At 58.7% G+C, this 26,986-nt stretch carries 29 protein-coding genes; all 29 read right to left on the reverse strand.

The genetic code is table 11. The annotated features are described in order from the left end of the window. Positions 1–18 precede the first annotated feature (18 nt). The 29 genes from acpP to F6V25_RS05380 all read right to left on the reverse strand — a co-directional run bounded on the left by acpP (position 19) and on the right by F6V25_RS05380 (position 26,953). The gene (gene acpP / locus F6V25_RS05240; protein ID WP_149305771.1) at positions 19–252 is read right to left on the reverse strand and encodes an acyl carrier protein; all 234 of its coding nucleotides are present in this window, start codon (positions 250–252) and stop codon (positions 19–21) included. Between the two features lie 101 nt (positions 253–353). Next, the gene (gene fabG / locus F6V25_RS05245) at positions 354–1,091 is read right to left on the reverse strand and encodes a 3-oxoacyl-[acyl-carrier-protein] reductase (protein WP_149305772.1); all 738 of its coding nucleotides are present in this window, start codon (positions 1,089–1,091) and stop codon (positions 354–356) included. Between the two features lie 58 nt (positions 1,092–1,149). Beyond that, positions 1,150–1,584 carry a 3-hydroxyacyl-ACP dehydratase FabZ gene (gene fabZ / locus F6V25_RS05250; protein ID WP_151127555.1) on the reverse strand — a complete coding sequence of 145 codons (435 nt, stop codon included), beginning with the start codon at positions 1,582–1,584 and terminating at the stop codon, positions 1,150–1,152. A gap of 22 nt (positions 1,585–1,606) precedes the next feature. Next, positions 1,607–2,533, reverse strand: a complete 927-nt coding sequence (fabD, locus tag F6V25_RS05255; RefSeq protein WP_151127556.1) for an ACP S-malonyltransferase — start codon at positions 2,531–2,533, stop codon at positions 1,607–1,609. A 69-nt stretch (positions 2,534–2,602) separates the two neighbouring features. Continuing rightward, positions 2,603–3,586, reverse strand: a complete 984-nt coding sequence (locus F6V25_RS05260) for a beta-ketoacyl-ACP synthase III (RefSeq protein ID WP_151127557.1) — start codon at positions 3,584–3,586, stop codon at positions 2,603–2,605. Between the two features lie 11 nt (positions 3,587–3,597). Continuing rightward, entirely contained in the window at positions 3,598–4,635 is a 1,038-nt protein-coding gene (plsX, locus tag F6V25_RS05265; protein WP_151127666.1) for a phosphate acyltransferase PlsX, read from the reverse strand. A gap of 28 nt (positions 4,636–4,663) precedes the next feature. Continuing rightward, a complete protein-coding gene (gene rpmF / locus F6V25_RS05270; protein WP_149305776.1) occupies positions 4,664–4,849 on the reverse strand; it encodes a 50S ribosomal protein L32 in 186 nt (61 codons plus the stop codon). A 48-nt stretch (positions 4,850–4,897) separates the two neighbouring features. Further along, positions 4,898–5,440 (reverse strand): YceD family protein, encoded by a 543-nt coding sequence (locus F6V25_RS05275; protein ID WP_151127558.1) that lies wholly within the window; start codon positions 5,438–5,440, stop codon positions 4,898–4,900. 102 nt (positions 5,441–5,542) lie between these two features. Continuing rightward, entirely contained in the window at positions 5,543–6,406 is an 864-nt protein-coding gene (gene aroE, locus F6V25_RS05280) for a shikimate dehydrogenase (RefSeq protein ID WP_151127559.1), read from the reverse strand. Positions 6,407–6,410: 4 nt separating this feature from the next. Beyond that, complete coding sequence (locus tag F6V25_RS05285; RefSeq protein WP_151127560.1) at positions 6,411–8,300, reverse strand: glycosyltransferase family 117 protein; 1,890 nt, start codon at positions 8,298–8,300, stop codon at positions 6,411–6,413. Further along, complete coding sequence (locus F6V25_RS05290; RefSeq protein ID WP_151127561.1) at positions 8,297–9,307, reverse strand: lysylphosphatidylglycerol synthase transmembrane domain-containing protein; 1,011 nt, start codon at positions 9,305–9,307, stop codon at positions 8,297–8,299. The genes F6V25_RS05285 and F6V25_RS05290 overlap by 4 nt, the downstream gene beginning before the upstream one ends. A 1-nt stretch (position 9,308) precedes the next feature. Then, positions 9,309–10,283 carry a bifunctional riboflavin kinase/FAD synthetase gene (locus F6V25_RS05295; protein WP_151127562.1) on the reverse strand — a complete coding sequence of 325 codons (975 nt, stop codon included), beginning with the start codon at positions 10,281–10,283 and terminating at the stop codon, positions 9,309–9,311. 36 nt (positions 10,284–10,319) lie between these two features. Continuing rightward, on the reverse strand, positions 10,320–12,683 hold the full coding sequence (gene recG, locus F6V25_RS05300) for an ATP-dependent DNA helicase RecG (protein ID WP_151127563.1): 2,364 nt from the start codon (positions 12,681–12,683) through the stop codon (positions 10,320–10,322). Between the two features lie 272 nt (positions 12,684–12,955). Further along, positions 12,956–13,525 (reverse strand): RNA 2',3'-cyclic phosphodiesterase, encoded by a 570-nt coding sequence (gene thpR / locus F6V25_RS05305; RefSeq protein ID WP_151127564.1) that lies wholly within the window; start codon positions 13,523–13,525, stop codon positions 12,956–12,958. Positions 13,526–13,645: 120 nt separating this feature from the next. Next, a complete protein-coding gene (locus tag F6V25_RS05310; RefSeq protein WP_151127565.1) occupies positions 13,646–13,846 on the reverse strand; it encodes a DUF1858 domain-containing protein in 201 nt (66 codons plus the stop codon). A gap of 38 nt (positions 13,847–13,884) precedes the next feature. Beyond that, on the reverse strand, positions 13,885–14,361 hold the full coding sequence (gene greA, locus F6V25_RS05315; protein WP_149305785.1) for a transcription elongation factor GreA: 477 nt from the start codon (positions 14,359–14,361) through the stop codon (positions 13,885–13,887). 87 nt (positions 14,362–14,448) lie between these two features. Beyond that, positions 14,449–17,700 carry a carbamoyl-phosphate synthase large subunit gene (gene carB / locus F6V25_RS05320; RefSeq protein WP_151127566.1) on the reverse strand — a complete coding sequence of 1,084 codons (3,252 nt, stop codon included), beginning with the start codon at positions 17,698–17,700 and terminating at the stop codon, positions 14,449–14,451. A 23-nt stretch (positions 17,701–17,723) separates the two neighbouring features. Beyond that, positions 17,724–18,050: a DMT family protein gene (locus F6V25_RS05325; RefSeq protein WP_151127567.1), complete on the reverse strand. Its 327-nt coding sequence runs from the start codon at positions 18,048–18,050 to the stop codon at positions 17,724–17,726. Further along, on the reverse strand, positions 18,047–18,544 hold the full coding sequence (locus F6V25_RS05330) for a hypothetical protein (RefSeq protein ID WP_151127568.1): 498 nt from the start codon (positions 18,542–18,544) through the stop codon (positions 18,047–18,049). The genes F6V25_RS05325 and F6V25_RS05330 overlap by 4 nt, the downstream gene beginning before the upstream one ends. Positions 18,545–18,564: 20 nt before the next feature. Then, positions 18,565–19,467, reverse strand: a complete 903-nt coding sequence (locus F6V25_RS05335) for a radical SAM protein (protein WP_151127569.1) — start codon at positions 19,465–19,467, stop codon at positions 18,565–18,567. Positions 19,468–19,635: 168 nt separating this feature from the next. Next, complete coding sequence (gene carA / locus F6V25_RS05340; protein ID WP_151127570.1) at positions 19,636–20,757, reverse strand: glutamine-hydrolyzing carbamoyl-phosphate synthase small subunit; 1,122 nt, start codon at positions 20,755–20,757, stop codon at positions 19,636–19,638. Then, on the reverse strand, positions 20,754–21,116 hold the full coding sequence (locus F6V25_RS05345; RefSeq protein ID WP_151127571.1) for a DUF488 domain-containing protein: 363 nt from the start codon (positions 21,114–21,116) through the stop codon (positions 20,754–20,756). Before F6V25_RS05345 ends, carA begins: the two co-directional genes overlap by 4 nt. 18 nt (positions 21,117–21,134) lie before the next feature. Further along, a complete protein-coding gene (locus F6V25_RS05350; protein ID WP_151127572.1) occupies positions 21,135–22,409 on the reverse strand; it encodes a dihydroorotase in 1,275 nt (424 codons plus the stop codon). 158 nt (positions 22,410–22,567) lie between these two features. Continuing rightward, positions 22,568–23,500 carry an aspartate carbamoyltransferase catalytic subunit gene (locus F6V25_RS05355; RefSeq protein WP_151127573.1) on the reverse strand — a complete coding sequence of 311 codons (933 nt, stop codon included), beginning with the start codon at positions 23,498–23,500 and terminating at the stop codon, positions 22,568–22,570. A gap of 12 nt (positions 23,501–23,512) precedes the next feature. Continuing rightward, a complete protein-coding gene (pyrR, locus tag F6V25_RS05360; protein ID WP_151127574.1) occupies positions 23,513–24,049 on the reverse strand; it encodes a bifunctional pyr operon transcriptional regulator/uracil phosphoribosyltransferase PyrR in 537 nt (178 codons plus the stop codon). A 203-nt stretch (positions 24,050–24,252) separates the two neighbouring features. Then, entirely contained in the window at positions 24,253–24,684 is a 432-nt protein-coding gene (locus tag F6V25_RS05365) for a VOC family protein (RefSeq protein WP_246166969.1), read from the reverse strand. Next, positions 24,681–25,412, reverse strand: a complete 732-nt coding sequence (locus F6V25_RS05370; protein WP_151127575.1) for a cytochrome c biogenesis CcdA family protein — start codon at positions 25,410–25,412, stop codon at positions 24,681–24,683. The genes F6V25_RS05365 and F6V25_RS05370 overlap by 4 nt, the downstream gene beginning before the upstream one ends. A gap of 10 nt (positions 25,413–25,422) precedes the next feature. Beyond that, a complete protein-coding gene (locus F6V25_RS05375; protein ID WP_151127576.1) occupies positions 25,423–25,941 on the reverse strand; it encodes a TlpA disulfide reductase family protein in 519 nt (172 codons plus the stop codon). 43 nt (positions 25,942–25,984) lie between these two features. Continuing rightward, entirely contained in the window at positions 25,985–26,953 is a 969-nt protein-coding gene (locus tag F6V25_RS05380) for a polyprenyl synthetase family protein (RefSeq protein WP_151127577.1), read from the reverse strand. Positions 26,954–26,986: the final 33 nt, after the last annotated feature.

Below are 26,986 nucleotides of genomic sequence, written 5' to 3' on the forward strand. Positions count from 1 at the left end.
CGTAGTCGGTCTTCCGTATTAGCCGTGCTCGGTAATGTAGTCGATGGCGTCCTGTACGGACTGAATCTTCTCGGCATCCTCATCGGGGATTTCAATATCGAATTCCTCTTCAAGTGCCATGACCAGTTCGACGGTATCCAGGGAATCGGCACCCAGGTCATCCATGAAGGATGCCTCGGGAACGACCTGAACCTCTTCCACACCCAGCTGTTCTGCAACTATTTCCTTTACTCGCTTTGCAATGTCAGACATCTTTCACCTCCGTGTTGTAGTAACCCGTAACAGGTCGTAGTCGATTTGAGCTACAGCTTCTTAACAATGAACGAATCAAAAGTCAAAGATTTATTTATTGCCTACATGTACATTCCGCCGTTGACGGAAAGCACATGCCCGGTGATGTAGCCGGAAGCCTCGCTGGCGAGAAAGACCACCGCATTGGCGATATCGTCGGCGCTGCCCAGACGTTCCAGGGGGATCTGAGCGGTCAGTTCGGCCCGCACCTTGTCCGAGAGGGCATCGGTCATGGCGGTGGCGATGAAACCAGGGGCAACGGCATTGACCGTGACGTTGCGTTTGGCCAGTTCCCGGGCGTTGGACTTGGTAAGCCCGATCAGGCCGGCCTTGCTGGCGCAGTAGTTCGCCTGCCCCGCATTGCCCATCTGGCCAACCACCGAGGCGATGTTGATAATCCGGCCGTAACGCTGCTTGGACATGACCTTGAACGCGGCACGGGTACACAGGAACGCACCCTTCAGGTTGACCGTAAGCACGGCATCCCAATCCTCCTCCTTCATCCGCATGAGAAGGCCGTCACGGGTAATGCCGGCGTTGTTCACCAGAATATCGACCCGACCAAAGGCCTCCGTGGCGGCATCGATCATCCGCTCCACATCCGCAGGTACGGTAACGTTCCCCACAACCCCCAGGGCCTTCCCACCGGCAGCCTTCAATTCGGCAACAATGGCATCGGTTGCGGCTTGGTCCATGTCAACGGCAACGATCGTAGCGCCTTGTGCGGCCAGCGCCAGGGCGATACTCCGGCCTATTCCACGGGATGCACCCGTGATGACGGCGATTCTGTCCTTCGGCATTAGTAGCTACTCCTTTCTTCTTTCAGCAGCGCAGGACGCTGAAGTGAGTACATAGTGTCTATTTATCGGCAAACGTCGCCTTCAAGTCCGCCTCGGCGACAAGCTTGTCCGCTACCAGCACCTTGCCGCTAAACTTCCATATGCCCCGTTTGCAGCCGACAGCCTCAAGTTCAAGGCGGAGCTGATCGCCGGGGACGACCGGCTTGCGGAAACGGGCATTGTCGATACCCACGAAATAGGTGACCTTGGAGCGGGCACTTGCGTCGGACGAGACATAGGCCAGAACTGCGGCTACCTGGGCCATGGCCTCGATGAGCAGGACCCCCGGCATGACCGGGTGACCGGGAAAGTGCCCCTGGAAGAACGGCTCGTTGATGGTGATATTCTTGATGCCGACGATACGCTTGCCCGTTTCCACCTCTTCAATGCGATCCACCAGCAGAAAAGGGTAACGATGGGGCAAGATCTTCATGATTTCGTTGCAATCGAGCATAGCTTCCCCTTGAGTGATTAGCTTACTCGGTCAACGTCTTCAGGCCGGCACTATCCTCAATATTTGCTATTTCCACCTCTTTTGAAATCCGCTTCACCAGCCCCGACAGGACCTTCCCGGGACCGATCTCCACAAACCGCGTAACCCCCAACTCGACCATACCCGTCACCGACTGCTGCCATAAAACCGGAGCGCAGACCTGGGTCACCAGGAGCGGCTTGACGCGGTTACTGTCGGCATTCGGGGCGGCATCGGCATTGGCGACCACCGGTAACACCATCCGGTTGGCCGCTACGGTCTCCAGCACCCCGGCGAGCCGTTCGGCAGCCGGTTGCATAAGGGCGCAATGGAAGGGGGCGCTGACCGGCAGCAACAGGGTTTTCCGGAAACCGCGCCCCTTGGCAATCTCGATGGCGCGCCCCACGGCGCTGCTGTGGCCGGCGATCACGATCTGGCCGGGCGAATTAAAATTGGCCGGCGCAACGACCTCTCCCTGAGCCGCCTCGCGGCAGATATCCTCGAGCACCTCCCGTTCGATGCCCAGCATGGCAGCCATGGAGCCGGTGCCGACCGGTACCGCTTCCTGCATGAAGGTTCCCCGTGCCCGAACGGTCCTGACGGCATCGGCAAAGCCAAGCGCCCCGGAACAGACCAAGGCCGAATACTCGCCAAGGGAGTGGCCAGCCAGATAGTCGGCCCGGAGGCCGGTTTCCTGCTCGACCACCCGCAGGATAGCGATGCTGGCGGTCAGTATGGCCGGTTGGGTCGTGGCGGTCAGCTTCAATTCTTCTTCGCTGCCGCTAAAACAGGTGGCGGACAGCTTAATGCCAAGGGCGTCGTCGGCTTCTTCAAAGACCCGGCGGGCAACGGGAAAGGCCTCGGCCAATTCTTTGCCCATCCCCGGATATTGCGATCCCTGTCCAGGGAATATGAAAGCGGTTTTACTCATGAGAAATACCTTTCAATGAATAAAAAATCCTTTTTCCCGCGTCTGATCCGTATTCGTGTGGGGAGCAGTCTACCAGCGAACCAGGGCGGAACCGTAGGTAAAGCCTCCGCCAAAGGCATCCATCAAGACGATGTCGCCAGCCTTGATGGCGCCGGAACGGTTTGCCTCGTCGAGGGCGATCGGAATTGATGCGGCCGACGTGTTGCCATAATGGTGAAGATTCACAAACACCCGTTCCTCGGGAAGCCCCAGGCGTTTGGCGGTTGCGTCGATGATGCGGCGATTGGCCTGGTGGGGAATGAACAGTGATATATCGGAAGGCGACATGGCGTTTGCCGTAAGGGCGGCGGTGGCGGCCTCTTCCATGGCCCGCACGGCGTGTTTGAAGACGTCGTTCCCCTCCATACGGATATAATAGAGACGCTCATCGATTGTGCGCGGATTGGAAGCGGGGTTCCTGCTCCCGGCGCCGGGCAGATAGAGCTGGTCCCAGTGGGAGCCGTTACTGAATATGTGGGTGGAGAGGATGCCGTTCTCACCCTCGCAGGCCTCCACGACCGCGGCCCCGGCACCGTCTCCGAAGAGGATGCAGGTGTTGCGGTCGCTCCAGTCAACCACGCGCGACAAAACCTCGGCTCCGATGACCAGGGCCTTCTTTGCCATACCGCTGCGGATATAGGTCGTGGCGATGGACAGGGCGTACAGAAAGCCGGAGCAGGCGGCAGAGAGATCGAATGCCGTTGCCTTATGCGCTCCAAGCTCTTTTTGCAGGATGCACGCGGTTGCCGGAAAAGGGAAATCCGGGGTCACGGTACCGAGGATGATCAGATCGAGCTCATCAGCTCCGATCCCGGCCATGGCAAGGGCGCGTCTGCCGGCTTCGGCGGCAAAGGTAGAGGTATATTCACCCTCGGCGGCGATTCGGCGTTCTTTGATGCCGGTCCGGGTCGTGATCCATTCGTCACTGGTTTCAACCATCTGTTCCAGGTCGCGATTGGTAAGAATTTTATCCGGCAGAGAGGAACCGGTTCCGGTTATCCGGGCTCCCGACATGGTTTGCTCCTTCATGCGACTGCCTGTGTTTTCAGGTTGTCGCGCTGCATGTTGACCATGCTGTTTTCCGACAGTTTTTCCGCCACCCGTTCGGTGACACCGCTTTTGGCGTAGTCATGGGCAAAGCGTACGGCGTTTTTGATCGCCTTAACATTGGAACCGCCGTGACAGATCATGCCCACGCCATTGATGCCCAGCAGGGGAGCACCGCCGTATTCGGCATAGTCAACGATCTTTTTGAAACGACGGAATGCGCCGTGCACGAAGAGATACCCGAGTTTCGACACCCAGCTCTTAACGATCTCTTCCTTTAACATCGTGGCCGCTGCTTCCGCAAGCCCCTCGGACAGCTTGAGCACGACATTCCCCACAAAACCGTCGCAGACGACCACCTCCACCGTTCCCTTGAAGATGTCGCGCCCCTCCACATAGCCGGCGTAATTGAGCGACGTTTCCCTCAGGATGGCGTTGGTTTCACGAGTCAGTTCATTGCCCTTGGAATCCTCCTCGCCGTTGGACAGCAAACCGACGGCCGGGTTGGTGATCCCCATGGCATAGTGGGCATAGACCTCGCCCATGATGGCAAACTGGGCCAAGTGTTGCGGTTTGCAATCAACGTTACCGCCCACATCCAGCACGAGGGTCTGTCCCTTGAGGGTAGGAAAAATCTGGGCGATGGCAGGCCGCTCGATACCGTTGATACGCTTGAGCACGACCATGCCTGCCGCCATGGTGGCGCCGGAGTTTCCGGCGCTGACTGCAGCGCAGGCCTTCCCCTCCTTGACCAGTTCGAACGCCAGACGTACGGAAGAATTTTTCTTCTTGCGGACGGCATCAGAGGCAGAGTCGTGCATCCCCACAACTTCACTGGCATGGAAGATGTCGATATCCAGACCGTTTGTCTGATGCTTGGTCAATTCGGCCTCAAGCCTGGCACGATCACCCACCAGGGTTATCGCTATTCCAAACTCACGGCAAGCGGCAACGGCTCCGGCGACTTCCACGGATGGGGCGTTATCCCCTCCCATTGCGTCAACGGCAACTCTCATCATTCCCGGTAGTAACACGGATGGCTGCTTACTGGGCCGAAGAGAGATCGATAACTTCTTTGCCCTTGTACGTGCCACACGTCGGACATACCCGGTGGGGAAGCTTGGGGGATTTGCACTGTGGGCAGGTCGAAACCGACTGGGTCGTCAGGAAATCGTGAGCCCTTCTCATATTTTTCCGGGATTTGGAGGTTTTCTTCTTGGGTACTGCCATGTCGATTCTCCTTTTTTCGGTGGAACGGCAACGCCGTCACCTTGGTAATTATCGGGAAATTTTGAAATTCCTCAGGGCGCTGAACTTGAAATTAACTTCATCGCTCCCACAGGAACAGTCTCCCTGGTTCAGGTCTATCCCGCACGTCGGGCACAACCCCTTACATGTTTCACTGCAAAGCGGCTTGAACGGAACCTCCATGGCGACCTGTTCTTCGATTTCATGGGTAAGATCTATCTCGTCGCCGCTGTAGGTGGCCGAGACAAGGTCCTGATCATTCAACTCGGTCTCTTCTTCATCGTTTTCCTGGCTTGCTGGGCCTTTGCGGAAAAAAATCGTAAAGTTCGATCCGATCTCTGTTCCATAGGATGCGAGGCAACGGGAACAGGTGAATGTTGCCGACACCGTGACGTTGCCCGCAACCCGCAGATGGTCATATTCGCGCACGGCATTGATCTGGCCCCTGACAGGGCCATTGAAAATGCACGTCCCGTCGGCCTGCATCCCCGAAAGCACCGGAAAGGTATCCACCGGCTCATCTACCTCTACAGTAAGCGCTTTCTCCTGAATATGGTCAACACTGATTTTCATGTATCAATCCGCATCCATCGCCAAACAACAGCGCTTAAAATAGAAAGCTAGTTAGTATATGCAACGCGACTTGTTTGTCAAGACAATTACAAAGAAACCGAGTCAGAATGCGCATATTCCGGCCAGGATGTGCCTCATTAGACCCGGCGGCGGCAGATTCCCGGTCCAGATACGGAAAGCCAGTTCCCCCTGGGCCGCCAGCATCCCCAGTCCGTTGGCGTGGCGCAAGCCCAGCCGCCGGGCTTCATGGAGCAACGGCGTGACCGGAGGCGCATAGACCATATCGTAGACCACGCCGGTTGGGGGCAACGCCCCAAGGTCAAGACCAGCAATGACTTCGTTGTTCATGCCCAGCGACGTGGTATTCATCACCAGGCCGGCCTCACGAAGCGAAGTCGTCATCTGCTCGCCGTATTCGGCGACCATGAGGGCGACATCGGGGTAGCGCGCACCCATGGTTGCGACCAAGGCTGTGGCCCGCTCTCTGCTGCGATTGGCAACGATGACCCGCCGGGCGCCGGCCCGGCAGATGGCGGCCACGGCGCCGCGGGCCGCGCCACCGGCGCCGATAATGACGACAGTACTCTGCTCGGGAATAAAGGCACATTCCTCGGCCAGCGATCGGACCAGTCCGTCGCCATCGGTGTTATAGCCTATCAGGCGGCCATCCTCGTTGTTGACGGTGTTGACGGCACCCGCAGCAACGGCGCTTTCGTCGAGTCCATCAAGATACGGTATGATGCCGATTTTGTGGGGGATGGTCACGTTGACCCCCTTGACACCGAGGGCTCGCAGGCCGGCAACAGCCTCACCCAGGCCTTCCGGCCGAACATCGAACGGGACATAGACCCCGTCAAGACCGCCCGCTTGCATGGCCGCATTCTGCATGGCCGGGGAGAGGGAATGGCGCACGGGGTGCCCGATAATGCCGAAAACCTTGCTGGATCCGTTCAGAGAGGCAACCACACCGTCACCTCGCCATGCCGTAGCGCATGAGCACCTGCCGGATATTGGGCTGCATCTCGGGCGAGATCTGTCCTGCCATGGTCAGCATCCGCATCCCCTCCGTGGGCCGGCCCACACTGAGCAGAAAATCGCCGGCCTCAAGATAGCTGTTGGCATAGATCAAGATTGCCTTGCCGGTATCCAGATCCAGGAAGGATATCTTCTCCAGAATCCCCCGGTTGTTGTAATTTTCCCAAACAGAGATGTCGGGCAGCCCCCCGGGTTCGGAACTGCGGCGCATACGGTAGACAAGCCCTTTTTGGACCGGTATGAATTCACTGGATGTGATCGAGTAGCGGGTCGAAAAATCTATATACACCGGCCGTTGACTGATCTGCTCGGCAATGGCCATGCGCAGGCAGACTTCAGGGTCCATGGCCTGAACATCCATTCTTTTCAGGGTGGAATTCCGGAATACCCGCGGCATGGAGTCAAGATACCAGCCGAACACCAGATGGGGCGTATGGGGCAGGTCCACATCCTCGCGCATCCGCTCAACCCCTTGCAAATACCAGAGCGGGAAGGCGCCGCTATCGCCCCAGGTGAACATGATCGTATTCTGGGGCAGCGACCGCAGGGAGTTGGTGGCATAATCGTAGGCGATATAGTTGTCGTGCTGGTCGTTCTCGTAATAGTTCACGGCGCACAGGGATACCGGCAGCGCAAAATACATCACCGTCACCAGGAGATACACCCGCAGGTCGTAGCGTTCGGGAAGTTTTGCCCTATGCAGCGCAAACCCGAGCAGATGAAACAACCCGACACCGATCAGCACGGCGCTCAACAGGTAGAGCGGGGTAAAGAACTCCTCGGTCAGAAAGATGGTTTCATTCGGCGTATTGAAGTAACCGGCTATGACGGCAAGGAACGTAATAACGCCGGCGAGATAGGCGATGGCCACATCACGCTGCCGCCGCCAGAGGCAAACCAGGGCCAGGATCACCAACGCCCCCCCAAGCCAGGTGAATTCGTGGGGGATGTTGAATGCCTTGATTTGAGCCCACCACAAAGAGGCGTCACGCGGATGGGGTTCAGCCGGATACCCTTTGCGCAGGAAATGCCACATGAACTGCCCATAGGTTTTGGGGTCGCCCCAGTTCAGGAGGGGATTCTGGGTTGCCCGCAATGGCAGGTAGAGGTGTATGGAAAACCCCAGCAGGGCAAAGGCCGTGGCCAGGATCAATTCCTTGACCCTCAGAACCATGCGCCAGTCAGTCAGCACGATCAGCAAAAACCATGACGGCAGGAGCAGAACGACCGACTGGTGGGCCGCCATGCTCATCCCGGCCAGAAAGGTGCACGCATAGACATAGGCCGGCCGTTCACTGCCGTTTTTGTAGTGCTCGCGCCACTTCAGCAGCAGGAGAAAAATAACCGCCGTGATAAAGGCGAGCAGGGGATAAGGCTTATCGTGGTTGGATTGGAGCCAGAGCCGCGGGGTGACACCGAAGGCGAGTGCTGCGGCCAGTCCAGCGGCTTTGACGGCAAAACCGGCAAAACGCTCCTGTTCCACAATCCGCTCATCCTTAAGAATGCTGAGTGTGAGCAGATAAACGCTCATGCAGGCCAGGGATGACGAAAAGGCCGTGGCCATATTGATGCGAAAGGCGATGTTGCCGAACGGCAACCAGGTAAAAGGCTTGGCATACATGAGAAACAGGGGGTAACCGGGCGAGTGGGCCGACCCCAGGGAGTAGGAGGCGGTCAGAAACTCACCGCTGTCGAAAAAGGTCACCGAGGGGGCCAGGGTCGCCATGTAGAGCCCGAACGGTATGGCGAAGGCCAGGATCAGATACGGGTCCACGCATTCCGGGAACAGAAATCTCCAAAATACGAATGAGAATTTTTTCTTCATGAAGCCTCACCAGCCTTTCGAACCGAATTAAGCGATATTCCGCCGCTCCAGAGGTGGTAAAATCCGGCGATGATAACCGGGAAAAAAGCCGTGCCGTGAATGATCAGGGCAATGCTGACCGAGGTGACGTCGGCAATGCCGAAGGCCGAAAGCCCCTTGAAACAGGCGTAATGGTAGGTGCCGATAAAGCCGGGTGAGGCCGGCACCATGACGGCAAACACCAGCAACACCAGAATGAACATGGAGGCGGTAATGGGGAGATGAATACCGAACCCCCGAAGCGTCATGTCCACCGGCAGCACCGCAAACATCCAGATGAAAAACGATGACGCCAGAATGGCCAGGATATGCCCCCCCTTGCGGGACAACCGGATACCGGTGATGAACGAGCCCAACAGCGGGATGAGACGCTCGCTCACCCTTGTGGGAAACGGTTTCAGCAGCCACGCCACCAGATTAAGGGTCCGCATGGTCTGCCGCTTCAGCAGATAGAGGAACACGAGCACGCCGCAGTAGAGCAGGAACATGGCCACACCGCCGGCCCGCAGCGCCGTTTCGGCGTCGGCCATGTTGCCGGGCAGGTGCAGGGTGAACAGGGTCGCCAGGAGAATCAGGAGCACCGTGAATCCGTCGAACAGCCGGTCAATGACCAGGGACGCGAAGACCGCCGGCGTCTCCAACCCCTCACGCCGGGCCAGGACATAGGCACGCACAAACTCCCCCAGCCGGGCCGGGAGCAGGTTGTTGGCCATATAACCGATGATGGTCGCCGGATAGAGCGATGCCAGCGGAATCGTTTTTTCGGAGATCAGCAGGTAACGCCAGCGCACCGCCCGCAGGAAATAACTGATAAAGGTAAACAGCACCGCCAGCGCGATATAGCGGTAATCCACCATCAGCAGGGCCGCGCCCAATTGCTGGAAATTGATTTTCCTGAAGAGCAGCGCCATAAAAAAGACGCTGATGCCGATCCCCAGCCAGAACTTCACATCAAAGGTGCGTTTCACGTCATTCTCCGATCCGTTCCGGGGAAAACAAGGGCTTGATCAGGCTCTGATCGGCCGCGGCCAGGATTGATTTGGTGGTAGCCACATCCTGCTGAATGGCCGTGATGAGCGCAGCGACATCCGGGAATTTCATTACCTCCCGCAAACGCTGCACAAAGCAGATAGCGATTTCATGGCCATAGAGTTGGCCGGAAAAGTCAAGCAAAAAGGCTTCGATGGTCCGCGCTCCGCCTTCGAAGGTCGGGTTGTTGCCGATGTTGCAGGCGCCTTGCAGGATGCGGCCATCTACGGCAACCATGACCGCATACACGCCATCGGGGGGAAGCAGCTCATTGCTGGTCGAGATATTGGCGGTGGGGAACCCGAGGGTCTGGCCGATCTCCCGACCATGCACGACCGTGCCCGAAATGACGTGATACCTCCCAAGAATGCCGGTGGCCTCCGGCATATCTCCGCGGCTGATGAGGCGGCGCGCCAGACTGCTGCTGAAAATGGTGCGCCCCTCCCCGACCGGGCTGATATCCTCCAGGGTAAATCCGTATTCTTTCCCAAGCCGTTCCAGGGTTTTCTGGTTGCCCTGGCGGTCCTTCCCAAAGGCGTAATCATGGCCTATGATGATATGGCGCATCCCCAGGCACCCCATGAGGATGTCGCGCACGAACGCCTCAGCCGGCATCCGGGAAAATTCGGGGGTGAAGTCGATCGCAGCCAGGCAATCGACACCCGTTTCGGCGATCAGGGCCTTCTTCTGGGCAAACGTGGTGATCAGCGGAGGAGCGTTTTTAGGCGCTAACACCGTCAGCGGGTGCGGTTCGAAGGTGACCACCACCGCGGGGAGGCCCCGCTGGGCGGCCGCTGCTTTCACCTGCCGAAACAACTCGGCATGGCCTCTATGAACTCCATCGAAATTACCAATAGTTACAACTGAACTATCAAAGTTTTTCTTTAAAACGTCCGAACCTGTCAGTACACGCATACCGCAAACATCCTATTCACCAGCGAGAAGTAAAAACTACCCGATCAACGCCAACTCCAGCCGCTGTCCCCAGCGGCGGAGCAACTCTTCCTTGAGGGGGCCATGGCCCACCGCCGACAACTCGGGGTCCTGCTCCAACAGCCCGAACGCCGCCTGGCGGGCCTGTTCCAGGATGCCCCCGTCCCGCAGGATATTGGCCACCCGGAAATCGGGCATACCTGACTGGCGGATACCGAGAAAATCGCCGGGACCGCGAATCTCCAGATCGGCTTCGGCAATACGAAAGCCATCGTTGGTCGACTCCATGACCCGCAGCCGCTTTTCGCCATCATCGGAGAATTTGCCGGCGGTCAAAAGGATGCAGCGGGACCGTGCGCTGCCCCGTCCCACCCTCCCCCGCAACTGGTGCAGTTGGGAGAGACCGAAGCGTTCGGCATGCTCGATGACCATGACCGTGGCGTTGGGGACATCGATTCCCACCTCGATAACCGTGGTGGACACCAGGACGTCCAATTCCCGGGCCTTGAAGGCCCCCATAACGGCTTCCTTCTCATCCGGCGCCATGCGGCCGTGCAGCAGGCCGATGCGCAGATCGGGAAACACCGCCTGGCTCAAATGTTCGGCCATCTGGCTGGCCGCCTTGAGGTCCGATTTCTCGGACTCCTCCACCAGGGGATAGATGACATAGGCCTGCCGTCCCTGGCGTACCTCCTCGCGAATTGCGGCATATACCTGCGGCCGCCGCGATTCGAAGGCTATTCGCGTCTCTACCGGTGTGCGGCCCGGCGGCAGTTCGTCGATCACCGACAACGACAGGTCGCCGAACAGGGTCATGGCCAGGGTCCGGGGAATCGGGGTGGCAGTCATCACCAGGATATCGGGGTTGGCGCCCTTCTTCCTGAGAATGCCGCGCTGCAGGACACCGAAACGGTGTTGCTCGTCGATGACTCCCAACCCCAGGCGGGCAAATTCGACCTTATCCTGGATGACGGCATGGGTGCCGATGACGATCTGGGCGCTGCCGGACGCCACGCGCCCCATGGCTTCCGACTTGGCCTTGCCCTTCATGCCTGCGGTAATCAACGCTGTTTCAACGCCTAATTCTTTGCAAAAGCGATGGATGGTATGCCAGTGCTGTTCAGCGAGGATCTCGGTCGGGGCCATGATGGCCACCTGATAGCCGTTTTCCACTGCGATCAGCGCCGCCATCAGCGCCACCAGCGTCTTGCCGCTCCCCACGTCCCCCTGCACCAGCCGGTGCATGGGATGCGGCGCCATCATGTCCGCCTTGATCTCGGACAGGACCCGGCGCTGGGCACCGGTCAGCTCGAAGGGGAGCATCTTGGCCAACTGTTTGGTGTAGCGATGGGTCACCTGGAAGGCAATCCCCTCCTCCAGGGTCACGCCGCGCTTCTTCAAGGCCAAGCCCAGTTCCCAGAAGAAGAACTCGTCAAAGGCAATGGCCCGGTGAGCGGGGGTGCTCCCCTGGTTGAGGTCGTCCAGCCCGGCTTCAGGCGGCGGCAGGTGCAGCTCCCGCACGGATTGCCGCAGGCCGGGCAGCAGCAGCGGCTTCAGGATGGGCGCGGGGATGAGTTCCTGGAGCGAACCGAGGAAACCGTCCACCACCTCCTTCATCACCCGCCGCATGACCTTCTGGCTCAGCCCTTCGGTCAGGGGATATACCGGTACGATCCTGCCGAAGTTGACCGGGTCGGCATCCAGGATATCCTGGATGTCCTTGCCCTCCTCAAGCCATTCGACGTCTGGGTGGTGTACTTCCCGCTGGTAGCCGAATTGAGTGACCTCGCCGACGAAGACGCCGGTTCGGCCCGCCTTCCAAACCCGCTTCATGAAGGTGGGGTTGGCGTTGAACCACTTCAAGGTAATGGAGCCGCTGTCGTCCGCCACCAGGGCCTCGAAAAAACGTCTTCCCCCTTTGGTGGCCGCGATATCGGCCGACAGCACCTTTCCGGAAAAGACCGCACTGAAACCGGGCTTCAAACGGGCAACAGGGGTCAACTCGCGGCGGTCCTCGTAGCGATGCGGCAACAGGTACAAGGCATCCTCGACGGTCGCAACGCCGCGTTTTTCCAACAGTTCCGTGAGCTTGGGACCAACTCCCTTGATGAACTGCATGCGGGTCTGGAGGTTCTTGCGGGCAATAGCCTCCTTCAGCGTAGCGCCGTCATCTTTGGCGTAAGACCTCACCGGTGCAGGGCTTTCCACCGCCTCTTTCGGGGACGCGGCACAGCGGGAGACGTCCCCTGCCCCACGAAGCACCAGTGCTCCGCCCGCCTCCACCTCAACGGAAACAACGCCGCCCGGTCCGATACCGAGATGGTTAAGCAAGTCGGGAGGGATTACCAGGGCGTTATTGGACGAAAGCGTTACCTTCGGCACAGGACAACTCTCAACTCCGGTGCGGTCCGGGCCGCCTTTCCGGAAAGGGGTGCGGGGCTGGCAATGGTTATGGATGCTGAATAGCCTGGGCCGATATCCATGGTAAGATGGCAACTTTCCAGAATCGCGCTGAAGTTTATGGAGTTAGAGATAATTCGGCATTTATACACCATAACAGCGCCAAAATCCACATCAAACGGGGCACGCCCGCCTCCCCGGCCAGAGAGGGCATACTTCCGGAAACAACCGGTGGGAATAAGGACACAGGGAAATCAATTTTCCTGCAGGGCCCCGCTGGCCGCCGTGTCCGCCAAGAGGGTAAACCCTTTTACCGGCGTATGAATGGCCCCTTGGGGCGTCAGTCGACTTTGAAAGAGCAAGAACTCCCGAACGTCAATCGGCGGAAACTCCAGCGTGCGGTGACGCGCAAGAAACGCCTCCACCTCACGGGGAGCGGGCAGCTTGAGGCGAGCAAGGGTGACGTGGGAGAAGAAGGGGCGTTCCTCCTGGGTGATAGCGCAAGCCACCGCCGCTTCACGCACCAGAAAAGCCAGATCGTCCAGCTTTGGCTCCGGTTCCAGCCCGGCCCAGAGCACCCTGGGCCGGCGAAGGTTGGGAAAGCAACCGGTGCCGCTGAACCGGAGAGTGAAACCGGGCGCCCGAATCGTCGCCAATGCCCCGGTCAACTGCCTGAGCGTGGTGTCGTCCACCTCTCCGAGGAAAGCCAGGGTCAGATGGAGCTGGTCGGCTGGCACCCAGCGGCTACCCGGTATCCCGGTGCCCATTCCTTCCAGTTGCCTCTTGATCTCACCAGGCAGTTCGATGGCGATAAAGAGTCGCATGGCGACCTCCCTTACGCTCAATCTTTACCGTTTTGATTGTACACGCTTCATTCCGGAAACGCAAAAAGCCCCAAGGGAATGTTCCCCGGGGCTTTTTGCAATAATCGGCCTGGCGGTGAATCAGGCGATGGCCGCGTTCAGATCCTTTACCAGCGTATCCACATCGATACCGTGGGCATTGGCCCCCTGTTCGAGGCTTTCATTCTGGGCGCCCATGCAGCCGATACATCCCAGGTTGTACTTCTGCAACACCGCGACGGCGTCGGGATACATGCGCATAACTTCAAAAAAGGTCATATCCTTCGTAATCGTACCAGCCATTGTCGTCTCTCCTTGCAAAAAGGGGGATGCCCCGCCCTTTACTCGTACTTGATGTCGATGATTTCGTATTCCTTGGTTCCCGATGGGACCATCACCTTGACGGTATCGTCAAGCTTGTGGCCGATCAGCGCCTTGCCAACGGGAGACGTGCACGATATCTTGCTCAGCTTGATATCCGCCTCATCCTCGCCGACGATCTTGTAGCACACCTCTTCCTCGGAGGCGGTGTCGTACAGGGTGACGGTGGAGCCGAACACCACCTTGTCCGGTTTCATGCCGGAAAGGTCAACCACATAGGCCCGGGCCAGCTTGCCATTCAACTCCTGAATGCGTCCTTCGATAAAGGCCTGACGGTTTTTAGCGGCGTCATACTCGGCATTTTCCGAGAGATCGCCGTGACTGCGTGCCTCGGCAATGTCTTGAATGACCTTGGGACGTTCCACGCGGATCAGGCGTTTCAACTCTTCCTGGAGCGCTTCAAAACTTTCTTTTGTCAACGGTATGGAATGGGACATCTACTATCGATCTCCTGAACACATAAATTAGTGCCGCTATTGCACAAGCACACAAAACAAATCGGCGGGAGGACATGCCTCCGGCCGCTATTCTTCCAGATATTCCTGCAGGGTCTTGACGTCCAGATCCTGGGCTTTCAGGGCAAGGATGCTGTCCACTGCCGCCTTGGCGCCGGCCACCGTGGTGTAATAGGCAATGCCGTGCATCAGGGACTCGCGGCGAATGGAGAAGGAATCTGCCACGGCCTGGGCTCCATGGGTCGTGTTGACCACCAGGCTGATCTCGTCGTTCTTAATGGCGTCAACCACATGGGGACGCCCCTCGGCAACCTTGTTGATCCGGCGGACCGGAATCCCCTTTTCTTCCAAAAACGCGGCGGTGCCGCCGGTCGCCCAGATTGCGAAACCATTTCTATACAACTTTTCAGCTGTGGTTACAACATGTTTCTTGTCGGCGTCCCGTACACTGATAAAGGCATTGCCGGTCAACGGCATCTTCACATTGGCCCCCAGTTGCGACTTGGCAAAGGCCTTGGCGAAGGTGTCGCCGATACCCATCACCTCGCCGGTGGACTTCATCTCCGGCCCCAGAATCGTGTCCACGCCGGGGAACTTGACAAAGGGGAATACCGCCTCTTTGACCGATATGTGTTTCGGCACAATGTCGCCATGCACACCCAACTCCTTGAGGCTTTTGCCGGCCATGATCCGGGCCGCTATCTTTGCCAGGGGGCGTCCGGTTGCCTTGGAAACGAAGGGCGCGGTGCGTGAAGCCCGGGGATTGACCTCCAGGATGTAGATATCGCCATTCCTGACGGCGTACTGCACGTTCATGAGCCCCTTGACGTTCAGTTCCAGGGCCATCAGGACGGTCTGGCGGCGAATCTCGGCCACAGTATCGGCGGAAATGGAGTACGGCGGCAAGGAACAGGCCGAATCGCCGGAATGGATGCCGGCCTCCTCGATATGCTCCATGATCCCGCCCATGACGACCTCGCTGCCGTCACAGAGGGCATCCACGTCAATCTCGATGGCCTCGTCCAGGAACTTGTCGATCAGGATGGGGTGCCCGGGCGATGCCTGAACGGCGGTGGTCATGTAACGCAGCAGGTTTTCCGCGTTGTAAACGATCTCCATGGCGCGTCCGCCCAGCACGTAGGATGGGCGCACCACGACCGGGTACCCGATACGGTTGGCGACCTTCTCGGCCTCCTCAAAAGAGCGGGCCGTGCCGTTCTCGGGTTGGCGCAGCCCCAGCTTATGGAGCATTTCCTGGAATCGCTCCCGGTCTTCAGCCCGGTCGATGGCATCCGGCGAGGTACCGATGATCGGCACGCCCGCTTTTTCAAGCGCCACCGCCAGCTTGAGCGGTGTCTGGCCGCCAAACTGCACGATCACGCCCACCGGGTTCTCCTTGGCTACTATCTCCAGCACGTCCTCCAGGGTCAAGGGTTCGAAGTAGAGCCGGTCCGAGGTGTCGTAGTCCGTGGAAACCGTCTCCGGGTTGCAGTTGACCATGATGGTCTCGTAGCCGTCCTCGGCCAAGGCAAAGACGCCGTGCACGCAGCAGTAGTCGAATTCGATCCCCTGGCCGATGCGGTTGGGGCCGCCCCCCAGGATCATGATCTTCTTGCGGTCCGTCGGCTCGGCCTCGCACTCTTCCTCATAGGTCGAGTACAGGTACGGGGTATAGGCCACGAACTCGGCGGCGCAGGTATCGACCCGCTTATACACCGGGCGTACCCCCAAAGACCAGCGCAGGGCGCGCAGCGCATCTTCGCTCATCCGCCAGAGCTGCGCCAGGAATTTGTCCGAAAAGCCCATCTGCTTGGCTTCGCGGATGATCTGTTTAAGATCGTCTTTGCTAGAATCCTTCGGCTCAACCAGCTTCAGCCGTTCCTCCATCTCGATGATCTGGCGGATATTATGCAAAAACCAGGGGTCGATGGCGGTTTGCTTGTGGATCTCGGCAACGGTCATGCCGCTGCGCAAGGCGTCGCCCACGTACCAGAGCCGCTCCCAATTGGGGGTGCGCAGCTTCTCTATCAGCAGTTGCTGCTCCTTGACGGTCAGAGCCCGGCGTGTTTCGGCATTCAGGTCGAACAGGCGCGACTCGAAACCGGAAGAACCGATCTCCAGGGAACGGAGCGCCTTTTGAAACGACTCCTTGAAGGTACGGCCGATGGCCATCACCTCCCCTACCGATTTCATCTGGGTGGTCAGGATGGCATCGGCGGCCGGGAACTTCTCGAAGGTGAAGCGGGGTATCTTGGTGACGACGTAATCGATGGTCGGTTCGAAGCAGGCCGGCGTCTCGCGGGTGATGTCGTTGGTGATCTCGTCCAGGGTATACCCCACCGCCAGTTTGGCGGCGATCTTGGCAATGGGGAAGCCGGTGGCTTTGGAGGCCAGAGCCGATGACCGGGAGACGCGCGGGTTCATCTCGATTACCACCAGGCGGCCGTTCTGGGGATTGATGCCGAACTGGATATTGGAGCCGCCCGTATCCACGCCGATCTCGCGGATGATCTTGAGGGCCGCGTCACGGAGAATCTGATATTCCTTGTCGGTCAGGGTCTGGGCCGGGGCGACCGTGATGGAGTCGCCGGTATGCACCCCCATGGGATCGAAGTTTTCGATGGAGCAGACAATCACCACGTTGTCGGCCGTGTCGCGCATCACCTCCAGTTCATATTCCTTCCAGCCGATGACCGACTCCTCCACCAGAATTTCGTCGGTGGGCGATGCGTCGATGCCGGCCAGGGCCATCTTTTCGTACTCTTCCATGTTGTAGGCGATGCCGCCGCCGGTGCCGCCCAGAGTGAACGAGGGGCGGATAATGGCCGGGAATCCGACCGCCTTGACGACTTCCATGGCCTCCCGGTAGTTGTGGGCCAGACCCGAGGAAGGAACGGCCAAACCGATTTTTTCCATCGCCTGTTTAAAGAGAGTGCGATCCTCGGCCTTCTTGATGGCCGGCAGCTTGGCGCCGATCAACTCCACGCCGAATTTGTCCAGGACACCCGCTTCGGCCACCGCCACGGCGGTGTTCAACGCCGTCTGGCCGCCCAGGGTGGGCAGCACGGCATCGGGACGCTCCCGCTCGATGATCTTGGCCAAAATATCGGGGGTCACCGGTTCGATGTAGGTACGGTCGGCAAAATCCGGGTCGGTCATGATGGTGGCAGGGTTGCTGTTCAACAGTACCACCTCGAATCCCTCCTCCTTCAGGGCCTTGCAGGCCTGGGTGCCGGAGTAGTCGAATTCGCAGGCCTGACCGATGACGATTGGGCCGGCTCCGATGATGAGAATTTTCTTGATGTCGGTACGTTTCGGCATATATGCATGACTCCTTCTCGTGATTAGCGAAATATGAAAAAAACGGCTCCAGCCAGGCAAAAACCGGCCCAGAGATAATTCCAGGTCAGGGTGGTGCCCATGTACAGTACGGCAAAGGGTACAAAGACCGACAGGGTGATGACCTCCTGCATGATCTTCAACTGAGCCAGGGAGAAACGGCCGTAACCGATGCGGTTGGCCGGCACCTGGATCAGGTACTCGAAGAATGCGATCCCCCAGGAAACCGCCACGGCGATCAGCCAGTGCCGGGTACGCAGGTTCCTGAGATGGGCATACCAGGCAAAGGTCATGAAAATATTGGATACTATCAGCAGTCCTATCGTTCTCATCCGTTCATATCCGTCCGGGACAGGGTTACGATGGTCAGAAATTTTTTCAACAACTGGACATGCTCCTGATCGAAACGCATCATCGCCTTGAAGATCTTTTGTATGGAATCATCCGCAAATCTGACGACGCTTTCCATGTGCAGATCGGCAAGTGATTCCTCCATCTCGATGGCCCGCGACAGGGCCGTTTCGAGATCGGGGGGCTGCTGCCGGACATGGGACAAAAGCATGCCCAACTTGTGGCATACCCTTTCCGCTCGCTCGGGATCGATCGCTACGGCAAAGTCCACATTGCGATAGAGCCGGTCGGCAAGCTCGAACTGCCGGAGGTGATTTTCCTCCTCAAGCGCTGTCTTGTGCCACAGTTGCGCTGCATCGCCGTTCTCGCGAAAGAGCTCGCTGTAATAGTGATAGAGTTCCGCGGTTTGGGCCTCTATCCTGGCGCAGATTTTAAAGATAAGGCAATGATCCGCATAGTTGCTCGTGGTGTCCATCGCCGTTATGCCCCCTTCGCTCAATCCTGCACCCAGCCGTTGTCCAGATCGAACTCTTCCAGTGCTTCCAGCGCCTCATCGTACTCGTCATCGGTGAGCTTGCGGCCGAGTACCGGCATGCCCACGGCCTGGTGGGCCGGGAAGTACTGACGCATCAGGGAGATATGGGTTGCCGTCCCCAGGTTTCCGGCAATCCAGGACAAGGTTTTACGCGTTTCCGCCAACCCTCCCGGCAGTACCAAATGACGGATAATCAACCCTTTGACCGCCAAACCTTCATCGTCAAGCTTAAGATGCCCCACCTGCCGGAGCATCTCGGCGACAGCCGGCCGGTTGATGTCCGCATACCCCGGGGCCGAGGAGATACGTTCGGCGGTTCCGTTATCGGCATACTTCATATCCGGCAGGAAGACATCCACCACACCGTCCAAAAGCGCCAGGGTATCAACCTTCTCGTAGCCGCTGGAGTTCCAGACCAGGGGGAGCCGGAACCCCTGGGGAATGGCCAGATAGAGCGCAGCCAGGATCTGGGGCACGTAGTGGGTGGGGGTGACGAGATTGATGTTGTGCACACCCCGTTGTTGGAGCTTGAGTATCCGATCTGCCAAGACCTTTGTCGTTATCACCTCGCCGTTGCCCATCTGGCTGATGGGGAAATTCTGGCAGAAGCGGCACTTCAGGCTGCACCCGGTGAGAAAGATCGTCCCGGACCCCCGGCTGCCGGAGATGGGCGGTTCCTCGCCGTTGTGGACATTGGCCGAAGCGATTGCCGGATGCGCCCCGGCGCCGCAGATTCCCCGCTCCCCCTGAAGGCGGTTCACACCGCAGTCGTGGGGGCAGAGGTCGCAGGCGGCCAGACGGGCGTAGGCCGTCCGGACCCGTTTCAGCAACTCGCCGGATTGATAGAGCGTCAAATAGTTCATGGTTATTTCTTCGTTACGGTTGCCTTTGGCAGTCGCTTTGCCATCCGGTTGTCGATTTTGCGTCAGATCAAGGCTGTCGAGGTATCACGCGGAGGCGTAGCAGCGCTATGCCGCACAAACGATGCCGAAGACTTACGCCGATCTGGCGTAAAAGCGGCAACCGTGTTTCTAGCGATACTTTTCCATCATCTCCACAAACCTTCCGAACAGATACTGGGAATCGTGCGGTCCCGGCGAGGCTTCGGGGTGATGCTGTACCGAGAAGATCGGCAGGTCGCAGTGGCGAATTCCCTCTACAGTCTGGTCGTTCAGGTTCTCATGCCCCAGACAGGCCACAGCGCCCAGGGAATCGAGATCAACGGCAAAACCGTGATTCTGGGCCGTGATCTCGACCTTGCGGGTCGCCATGTCCATGACCGGCAGGTTGGAGCCGTGGTTACCAAAGGGAAGTTTCACTGTCTTGCCCCCCAGGGCCAATCCCAACAATTGGTGGCCAAGACAGATGCCGAAAATCGGTTTTTTGCCGACGAGCTTGCGCAGGTTTTCGATCACGCCGGTCAGCGGCTCAGGGTCGCCCGGACCGTTGCTGAGGAAGATGCCGTCCGGATTCATGGCCAGCACCTCTTCGGCCGGGAACGCGGCCGGCACCACGGTCACGTCGCAGCCGGCATCCACGAGGCAGCGCAGGATGTTGTACTTGATGCCGAAATCGAAAGCCACCACCTTGTAGTTGAGGGTGGCGGGATCAACCGTGGCATAGCCCGTCTCCAAGTTCCACAGCCCCTCGGTCCAATGGTACGGCTTGTCGCAACTGACGCCGCTGGCCAGATCCAGGCCGGCCATGCTGGGGACGGCCCGCGCCTTTTTGACAAGGCTCTCCCGGTCGAAATCAACCGTGGAGATAATCCCGTTTTGGGCCCCCTTGTCCCGCAGATGACGGGTCAGGGCGCGGGTGTCGAGCCCCTGGATGCCCACCACGCTGTTTTCCTTGAGGTACGCGTCCAGACTCATGGTGGCGCGCCAGTTGGAGTAGCAGTCCATATACTCCTTGACGATAAAACCGGAGAGAAAAAGACCGCGGCTCTCTATATCCTCGGGGTTGATGCCGGTGTTGCCGATCTGGGGGTAGGTCATGGTGACCATCTGCCCCTTATAGGATGGATCGGTCAGGACCTCCTGATAACCGCACATGGAGGTGTTGAAAACCACTTCACCTGTGGCCTCGCCGCCGGCTCCAAATGATCTCCCCTCGAAAATGCGCCCATCGGCGAGCGCAAGGACTGCTCTCATACGTGTGACTCCTTTTGATAAGACTCGATGACTTGCTTCAGAACCACTGCATTGTTCCGGTCGCTATCGCGCGCGGCAAACAGCAGGGTTATGGTTGTATCGTCCGCTTCGTTGCGCAGTTGCTCCACCAGGGGGGCATGTTCCCGGAGCTCTTCCCGGTAACGGCTGCGGAACTCCTCCCATTTTTCGGGGGCATGGCCGAACCAGCGGCGCAACTGGTCGCTGGGTGCAATATCCTTGAGCCAGGCATCTATCCGCGCCGCGTCCCGGGAAATCCCCCGTGGCCAGAGGCGATCGACCAGAATGCGCTTACCGTCCCCCGCGTCCGCTGGTTCATACACTCGCTTGAGCTGCAGCATGGCGTCCTCCGCCGTTTATTACCGGGAAAAAACCACTGCGCCGCCCCGGATGGTGCAGGCCGCCGCCCCTTTCATCTTCCAGCCGATAAAGGGGGTGTTCCGGGACTTGCTGACCAGCTTTTCCGTCTCCACTGCCCACGCGGCGGCGGGATCGATTACGGTCAGGTCCGCCACCGCGCCGACGCGGAGACTTCCGCGTGAGATGCCAAGTATTTTCGAAGGATTACATGACATCTTTTCAACTAACTGATTAACGGTCAGAATGCCGTCCTCTACCAGTTTCAGGGAGAGCGGCAGCGATGTCTCCAAACCGATGATGCCGTTCAGGGCTGCATTGAACTCCACGTCCTTTTCATCCAGATGGTGTGGCGCGTGATCGGTGGCGATGCAGTCGATGGTACCGTCCCTGAGCCCCTCCTTGATGGCGGCCACGTCATCGGCCTCGCGCAGCGGCGGGTTCATCTTGGCGTTGGTGTCGTAACCGCGGACCGCGTCATCGGTCAGGGTGAAGTAATGGGGCGCAGTCTCGCACGTGACCTTGACGCCGCGGGCTTTGGCCTCGCGGATGATGCGCACCGATCCCTTGGTGGAAACGTGGGCGATGTGGAGCGGCGAATTGGTGTATTCTGCCAGCATCACGTCACGGGCCGTGGCGATATCCTCGGCAACCCGGGGAATCCCCTTTAAGCCGAGTTCCGTGGAGGTAAAGCCTTCGTTCATGACCCCCTCCCCCACCAACGCCAGGTCCTCGGCATGGGAGATGACCAGAATGCCGATGCCGCGGGCATATTCGAGGGCGCGGCGCATGAGCTCCGCATTGGCGACCGGCCTGCCGTCGTCCGAAACCGCAACACAACCGGCTTCTTTCAACTCGCCCATCTCGGCCATGCGCTCGCCGCCCATGCCGTAGGTGATGCAGCCGACCGGAAAGACGTTGCAGAACCCTTCAGTGTTGGCCTTATTGATGATATAGCTGGCCACGGCCTTGTTGTCGATGGCCGGCTTGGTATTGGGCATGCAGGCCAGGGAGGTGAAACCGCCCGCTGCCGCTGCCTTGGTGCCGCTGACGATATCCTCCTTGTACTCCAACCCCGGATCGCGCAGATGCACGTGCATGTCTACCAGTCCCGGCACCACGTATTTCCCGGCAACGTCGATGGCGTGCACGCCGGCCGGCGCCTTCAGATTAGTGCCGATCTCCTTCACAACCCCGGCTTCAACCAGCACATCAGCCACCTCGTCCAACCCCTGGGAGGGATCGATCACCCGGCCGTTCTTGATCAAAAGATTCATATGGTCACCCCTAAATGATAGGTTTGTGTATTTCCTTGAAGCGGTCGATTTTTCGTCAGATCAAGGCTGTCGAGGTATCGCGCGGAGGCATAGCAGCGCTATGCCGCACAAACGGTACCGAAGACTTACGCCGAGCTGGCGGAAAAGCGGCCGTTTCATCACTCCAGCTCACCGCCGCATACGTGGTAGAGCATGGCCATCCTCACCGCCACGCCGTTCTCCACTTGTTTGAGGACATGGGACTGGCTGCCGTTCACCACGTAGGAGGACATCTCCACGCCGCGGTTGATGGGACCGGGGTGCATGACCATGGCTCCCGGCTTGGCCAGCTTGAGGTTTTCGGGATTGAGCCCGAAGTAGCGGGAGTATTCCCGGGCATTGGGCATCAAGGTCTTGCCCTGGCGCTCTTGCTGAATACGCAGCATTATAACCACGTCGGCATCCTGAATGGCTTCCCTCATGGTAGTGCACACCGTAACGCTCCCCAGCTTTTCGACCGCCGGCGGCATCATGGTCGGTGGGCCGGCCAGGTAGACGTGGGACCCCATCTTGGTCAGTCCCTGGATATCGGAGCGGGCCACCCGGCTATGGGTAATGTCGCCAACAATGGCCACCTTGAGGCCGTCCAGCCGGCCGAACCGGTCCCGTATGGTCAACAGGTCCAGAAGCCCTTGTGAAGGATGCTCATGGGCGCCGTCACCGGCGTTGACCACCGAGCAGGTCACCTTTTTGGCCAGATGGTAATGGGCGCCGGAAACCGCATGACGCATGACGATGATATCCGGTTTCATGGCCAGGAGGTTCAGGGCCGTATCCGCCAGGGTTTCCCCCTTGGTGGCCGAACTGGTAGAGGGGGAGATATTGACGGTATCGGCGGAAAGCCGTTTGGCGGCTATTTCAAAGGATGTCCGCGTGCGGGTCGATGCTTCGTAAAACAGATTGATGATGGTCTTGCCGCGCAGCGTGGGGACCTTCTTGATGTCGCGGCTGTTGATCTCCCGCATGTTTTCGGCCGTCGCCAGGAGCAACTCCATATCTTCCTTGGTCAGGTCCCTGAGCGCAATGATATTCCTGTGTTTGAACTCTGCCATGCCCCCTCCTCCCTATTTTTCAAGAACAACTTCGAGCGGCTGATTCTGCGCGCTGAATACGACCTGAACATTTTCCTTCGAACTGGTCGGCACGTTGCGCCCGACGAAATCGGCCCGGATCGGCAGTTCCCGGTGTCCCCGGTCGATCAGCACCGCCAGTTGGATGCATTCCGGCCTGCCGTGGTCCATCAGGGCATCCATGGCGGCCCGAATGGTGCGGCCGGTGAAGAGCACATCATCCACCAGGACGACCTTTTTCCCTTGCAGCGAAAAGCCGATCTCCGTTTTTCCCACCGGCAGACGGGAGGTATGGTTCTTGATGTCGTCGCGATAGAGGGTGATGTCAATCGCCCCCACCGGAATCGCGGCCCCCTCAATCATCGCAATGGATTGTGCGAGTTCCTCGGCCAGGAAAGCCCCGCCCGAGCGGATGCCGATCAGAACCACATCCTGCACCCCCTTGTTCCGCTCCAGGATCTCGTGGGAGATGCGGGTCAACGCCCGTTTGATGCCGCTTTCATCCAGCAGTACCGTCAGATTGTCCGCCATGGTCGGCCACCTTTCCGTGAGACACAAAAAAAGAGCCTCACCACGCATGCGGCAAGACCCTTCGATATATGATTCGCTTCGGTCATCTGTGTAACCCTTGCCAACCTCTCGGGTTGGATTAAAAGGTAGTGTGTATGTTGTGGTCGGAGACTACCACTCTCTGTAGTCAAGGTCAAGGATAATTGATCGCAGGGACGCCCCATCTACGAGCCGGACTTCTTTCTCTCTTCAATCGGTTCGTCCAACACCACCAGATAACCGTCCGGGTCAAAGCACCACAACTCCTTGATGCCGTAGGGCTTGACTTCAAGGGGGTAGAGGAGTTCCAACCCCTCCTCCACGATGGCCTCGCTGATGCCTTCGATATCGTCAACCCGAAAATGCAGCGTCATGCCGATACCACGGGGGAACATGCTGAAACGGGGTTCAAGCATTGGATGGGACCTTATGACGTCATCCTCTTCCACGAAGATCAAGGCCATGTTGCCCATATCCATCACCAGGTAGTCCGGGGCTCCCGGGGAGGTAAAGGAACGCTGTACCGGCAACTCCAGTATGCCGGCATAGAAGGCTTCGGTCACCGATAGTTGCGACACGGCAAGTTGCATGGAGTGCCGCGCCCGGTGAATCTTCACTCAATCCCCTTGAAGAGCATGCTGGCATAACCGGATAGGCGCGCAAGGCCGTTCGTATAGATCAGGATCCCGACCAGCACCAGGAAAAGGCCGGTACAGATCTCGAATACGCGAATAAACTTTTTGAACCGGTTGAAGACGGTCAGGAATTGATGCATGGCCAGGGCGGAGAGGAAGAACGGGATACCCAACCCCAGGGAATATAGCAGCAGCAGAATGATTCCCTGCATGATGCTGCCTTCGGTGGCGGCCACCATCAGGATCGAGGCCAGGATCGGGCCGATGCAGGGGGTCCACCCGGCGGCAAAGGCGATACCCACCAGGAAACTTCCCACATACCCCGTCGGCTTTTGGTGAAGCTGCACCCTCTTCTCGCCCATCAGGAAATGAAGCGGCACCAGCCCGGTTACATGGATGCCGAACAGGACGATCAATACCCCGCCGACCTTGCGCACCGCCCCGATATGCTCCTGGAGGAACGAGCCGACAAAGGTTGCCGAAGCGCCCAACAGTACGAATACCACGGTAAAGGCAGCAATGAAGGCAAGGGCGTGCAGCATAGCCTTGCGGCGGACGATGTGAGACGGATGCTCGGCCTGCAGATCGGCAAAGGAGAGACCGGTGATATAGGTGATATAGGAAGGGATCAACGGCAGGACACAGGGTGAGAGGAATGAAAGCAGCCCGGCGATGAAAGCGCCTACATATGTGACATGCTGGGAATGCACGGCAAGACTCCTATTTCGTCAACCCTTCCAGATAGGACAGGATATCGGGGGAATCCCACGCCATCGGGCCGATAACCTTTTTCAAGAGGATACCATTTTTGTCGATGACAAAGGTTTCAGGTACGCCGGTTATGCCATATGCCTTGGCAGCGCGGTTATCTGGATCGGTATAGGCAGGCAGGCTGAATCCGCTGGTCTTGAAAAACGACTCGATCGCCGGCTGGCCCCCCTCGTCGATGGAAACCGCCACCATTTGAAACGGTTTGCCGGCCATGGCGCTGTTGAGCTTCATCATGGAAGGAATCTCCTCGCGGCAGGGGGGGCACCAGGTCGCCCAGAAGTTGAGGACCACCACCTTGCCCCGCAGGTCCGAAAGGTTCAGCGGCTTGCCGTTCAGGGAGTTTACCGTGATCGCCGGGGCCGGGCTGTTTTCCTGGAGCGGAGCCGGGGTTTTGGCTGTTTCCTTTTTGGTACATGCCGTAAGCGCCACCACTGCACCCAGAACGACGAGACACAGAAACCGTTTCATGTATTCCTCCAAAAATTTGCGGTACGTGGCAGTCGGGAAAGAGTCAGCGGCTGCGGGTAACCACATAATCGGCAAGCTTCGTCAGGGCATCCCTGAGCGGCGACGGGGCAAACAGGTCGAGGCGTCCCTGGCTTGCGGCAATGTAGCGCCTAGCCGCCTCCACGGTATACTCGATGCCGCCGTACCGCTTGACCAGGCCTGAAACCTCGCGGAATTCATCCAGCGACATCTCGTCCTTTTCCACAACCACTTCGATAACGGAGCGTTCTTCGGCGGTACACTGGCGCAGGGTGTGGATCAGCGGCAGGGTGATCTTGCCCTCTTCCAGGTCATGGCCGATACTTTTGCCGAACTCCTCCTCGGTGGCCGTGTAATCCAGGAGGTCATCCATGAGTTGGAAGGCGATTCCCAACTCCATGCCGAAATCGGCCATGGCTTTTTGCCGGTCAGCCGGAACAGCCCCCAGGATCGCCCCCGCCTCGCAGGCAGCCGACATGAGGATGGCGGTCTTGGCGCGCACAACGCCGATGTAACGTTCTTCCGTCAGATCGAGTTCGCCGGTGGAGAGCAGTTGCATGACCTCTCCCTCGGCAATAATCGTGGTGGCGCCGGAGAGCACCCGCAGGATATCAAAACTGCCGACGCCGACCATCAGGGAAAAGGATTTGGAGAAGAGAAAATCACCGACCAGCACCGAGGCCTCATTGCCCCATAGGGTGTTGGCCGAGGCGATGCCCCGGCGCAGGGTGGCGCTGTCAACCACATCGTCATGCAGCAGTGTGGCGGTATGGATGAACTCGATCACGCTTGCCAGAGGAACCGCCTTGTCCCCCTGATAGCCGCAGAGCTTGGCGGCGAGCAGCAGCAAGGCCGGACGGACGCGTTTGCCGCCGCTGGACAACACGTATTCCCCGACTTTGCGGATCAGGGGTACGTCGGATTCCAGGTCTTTGCGAAATTGCTGCTCGACGAGCTTGAGTTCGTCTCCAATGATGTTCAGGGCGGCCTGCATCTGGTGGTTTCCTTGAAGTGAAGTTTTGTCATA

This window comes from Oryzomonas japonica, assembly GCF_008802365.1.
GTDB lineage: Bacteria > Desulfobacterota > Desulfuromonadia > Geobacterales > Pseudopelobacteraceae > Oryzomonas > Oryzomonas japonica.

Excerpts from the sequence above, each read along its gene's own strand:
- F6V25_RS05330 (WP_151127568.1), bottom strand. The coding sequence starts at position 18,544 with ATGGACACCACGAGCAACTATGCGGATCATTGCCTTATCTTTAAAATC.
- fabG (WP_149305772.1), bottom strand. The coding sequence starts at position 1,091 with ATGCCGAAGGACAGAATCGCCGTCATCACGGGTGCATCCCGTGGAATA.
- acpP (WP_149305771.1), bottom strand. The coding sequence starts at position 252 with ATGTCTGACATTGCAAAGCGAGTAAAGGAAATAGTTGCAGAACAGCTG.
- F6V25_RS05345 (WP_151127571.1), bottom strand. The coding sequence starts at position 21,116 with ATGCTGCAGCTCAAGCGAGTGTATGAACCAGCGGACGCGGGGGACGGT.
- carB (WP_151127566.1), bottom strand. The coding sequence starts at position 17,700 with ATGCCGAAACGTACCGACATCAAGAAAATTCTCATCATCGGAGCCGGC.
- F6V25_RS05260 (WP_151127557.1), bottom strand. The coding sequence starts at position 3,586 with ATGTCGGGAGCCCGGATAACCGGAACCGGTTCCTCTCTGCCGGATAAA.
- F6V25_RS05285 (WP_151127560.1), bottom strand. The coding sequence starts at position 8,300 with ATGAAGAAAAAATTCTCATTCGTATTTTGGAGATTTCTGTTCCCGGAA.
- F6V25_RS05375 (WP_151127576.1), bottom strand. The coding sequence starts at position 25,941 with ATGAAACGGTTTCTGTGTCTCGTCGTTCTGGGTGCAGTGGTGGCGCTT.
- F6V25_RS05310 (WP_151127565.1), bottom strand. The coding sequence starts at position 13,846 with ATGGCTGGTACGATTACGAAGGATATGACCTTTTTTGAAGTTATGCGC.
- greA (WP_149305785.1), bottom strand. The coding sequence starts at position 14,361 with ATGTCCCATTCCATACCGTTGACAAAAGAAAGTTTTGAAGCGCTCCAG.
- F6V25_RS05355 (WP_151127573.1), bottom strand. The coding sequence starts at position 23,500 with ATGGCAGAGTTCAAACACAGGAATATCATTGCGCTCAGGGACCTGACC.
- F6V25_RS05335 (WP_151127569.1), bottom strand. The coding sequence starts at position 19,467 with ATGAACTATTTGACGCTCTATCAATCCGGCGAGTTGCTGAAACGGGTC.
- fabD (WP_151127556.1), bottom strand. The coding sequence starts at position 2,533 with ATGAGTAAAACCGCTTTCATATTCCCTGGACAGGGATCGCAATATCCG.
- rpmF (WP_149305776.1), bottom strand. The coding sequence starts at position 4,849 with ATGGCAGTACCCAAGAAGAAAACCTCCAAATCCCGGAAAAATATGAGA.
- fabZ (WP_151127555.1), bottom strand. The coding sequence starts at position 1,584 with ATGCTCGATTGCAACGAAATCATGAAGATCTTGCCCCATCGTTACCCT.
- F6V25_RS05380 (WP_151127577.1), bottom strand. The coding sequence starts at position 26,953 with ATGCAGGCCGCCCTGAACATCATTGGAGACGAACTCAAGCTCGTCGAG.
- F6V25_RS05295 (WP_151127562.1), bottom strand. The coding sequence starts at position 10,283 with ATGCGTGTACTGACAGGTTCGGACGTTTTAAAGAAAAACTTTGATAGT.
- F6V25_RS05325 (WP_151127567.1), bottom strand. The coding sequence starts at position 18,050 with ATGAGAACGATAGGACTGCTGATAGTATCCAATATTTTCATGACCTTT.
- F6V25_RS05350 (WP_151127572.1), bottom strand. The coding sequence starts at position 22,409 with ATGAATCTTTTGATCAAGAACGGCCGGGTGATCGATCCCTCCCAGGGG.
- F6V25_RS05275 (WP_151127558.1), bottom strand. The coding sequence starts at position 5,440 with ATGAAAATCAGTGTTGACCATATTCAGGAGAAAGCGCTTACTGTAGAG.
- pyrR (WP_151127574.1), bottom strand. The coding sequence starts at position 24,049 with ATGGCGGACAATCTGACGGTACTGCTGGATGAAAGCGGCATCAAACGG.
- carA (WP_151127570.1), bottom strand. The coding sequence starts at position 20,757 with ATGAGAGCAGTCCTTGCGCTCGCCGATGGGCGCATTTTCGAGGGGAGA.
- plsX (WP_151127666.1), bottom strand. The coding sequence starts at position 4,635 with ATGAGAGTTGCCGTTGACGCAATGGGAGGGGATAACGCCCCATCCGTG.
- thpR (WP_151127564.1), bottom strand. The coding sequence starts at position 13,525 with ATGCGACTCTTTATCGCCATCGAACTGCCTGGTGAGATCAAGAGGCAA.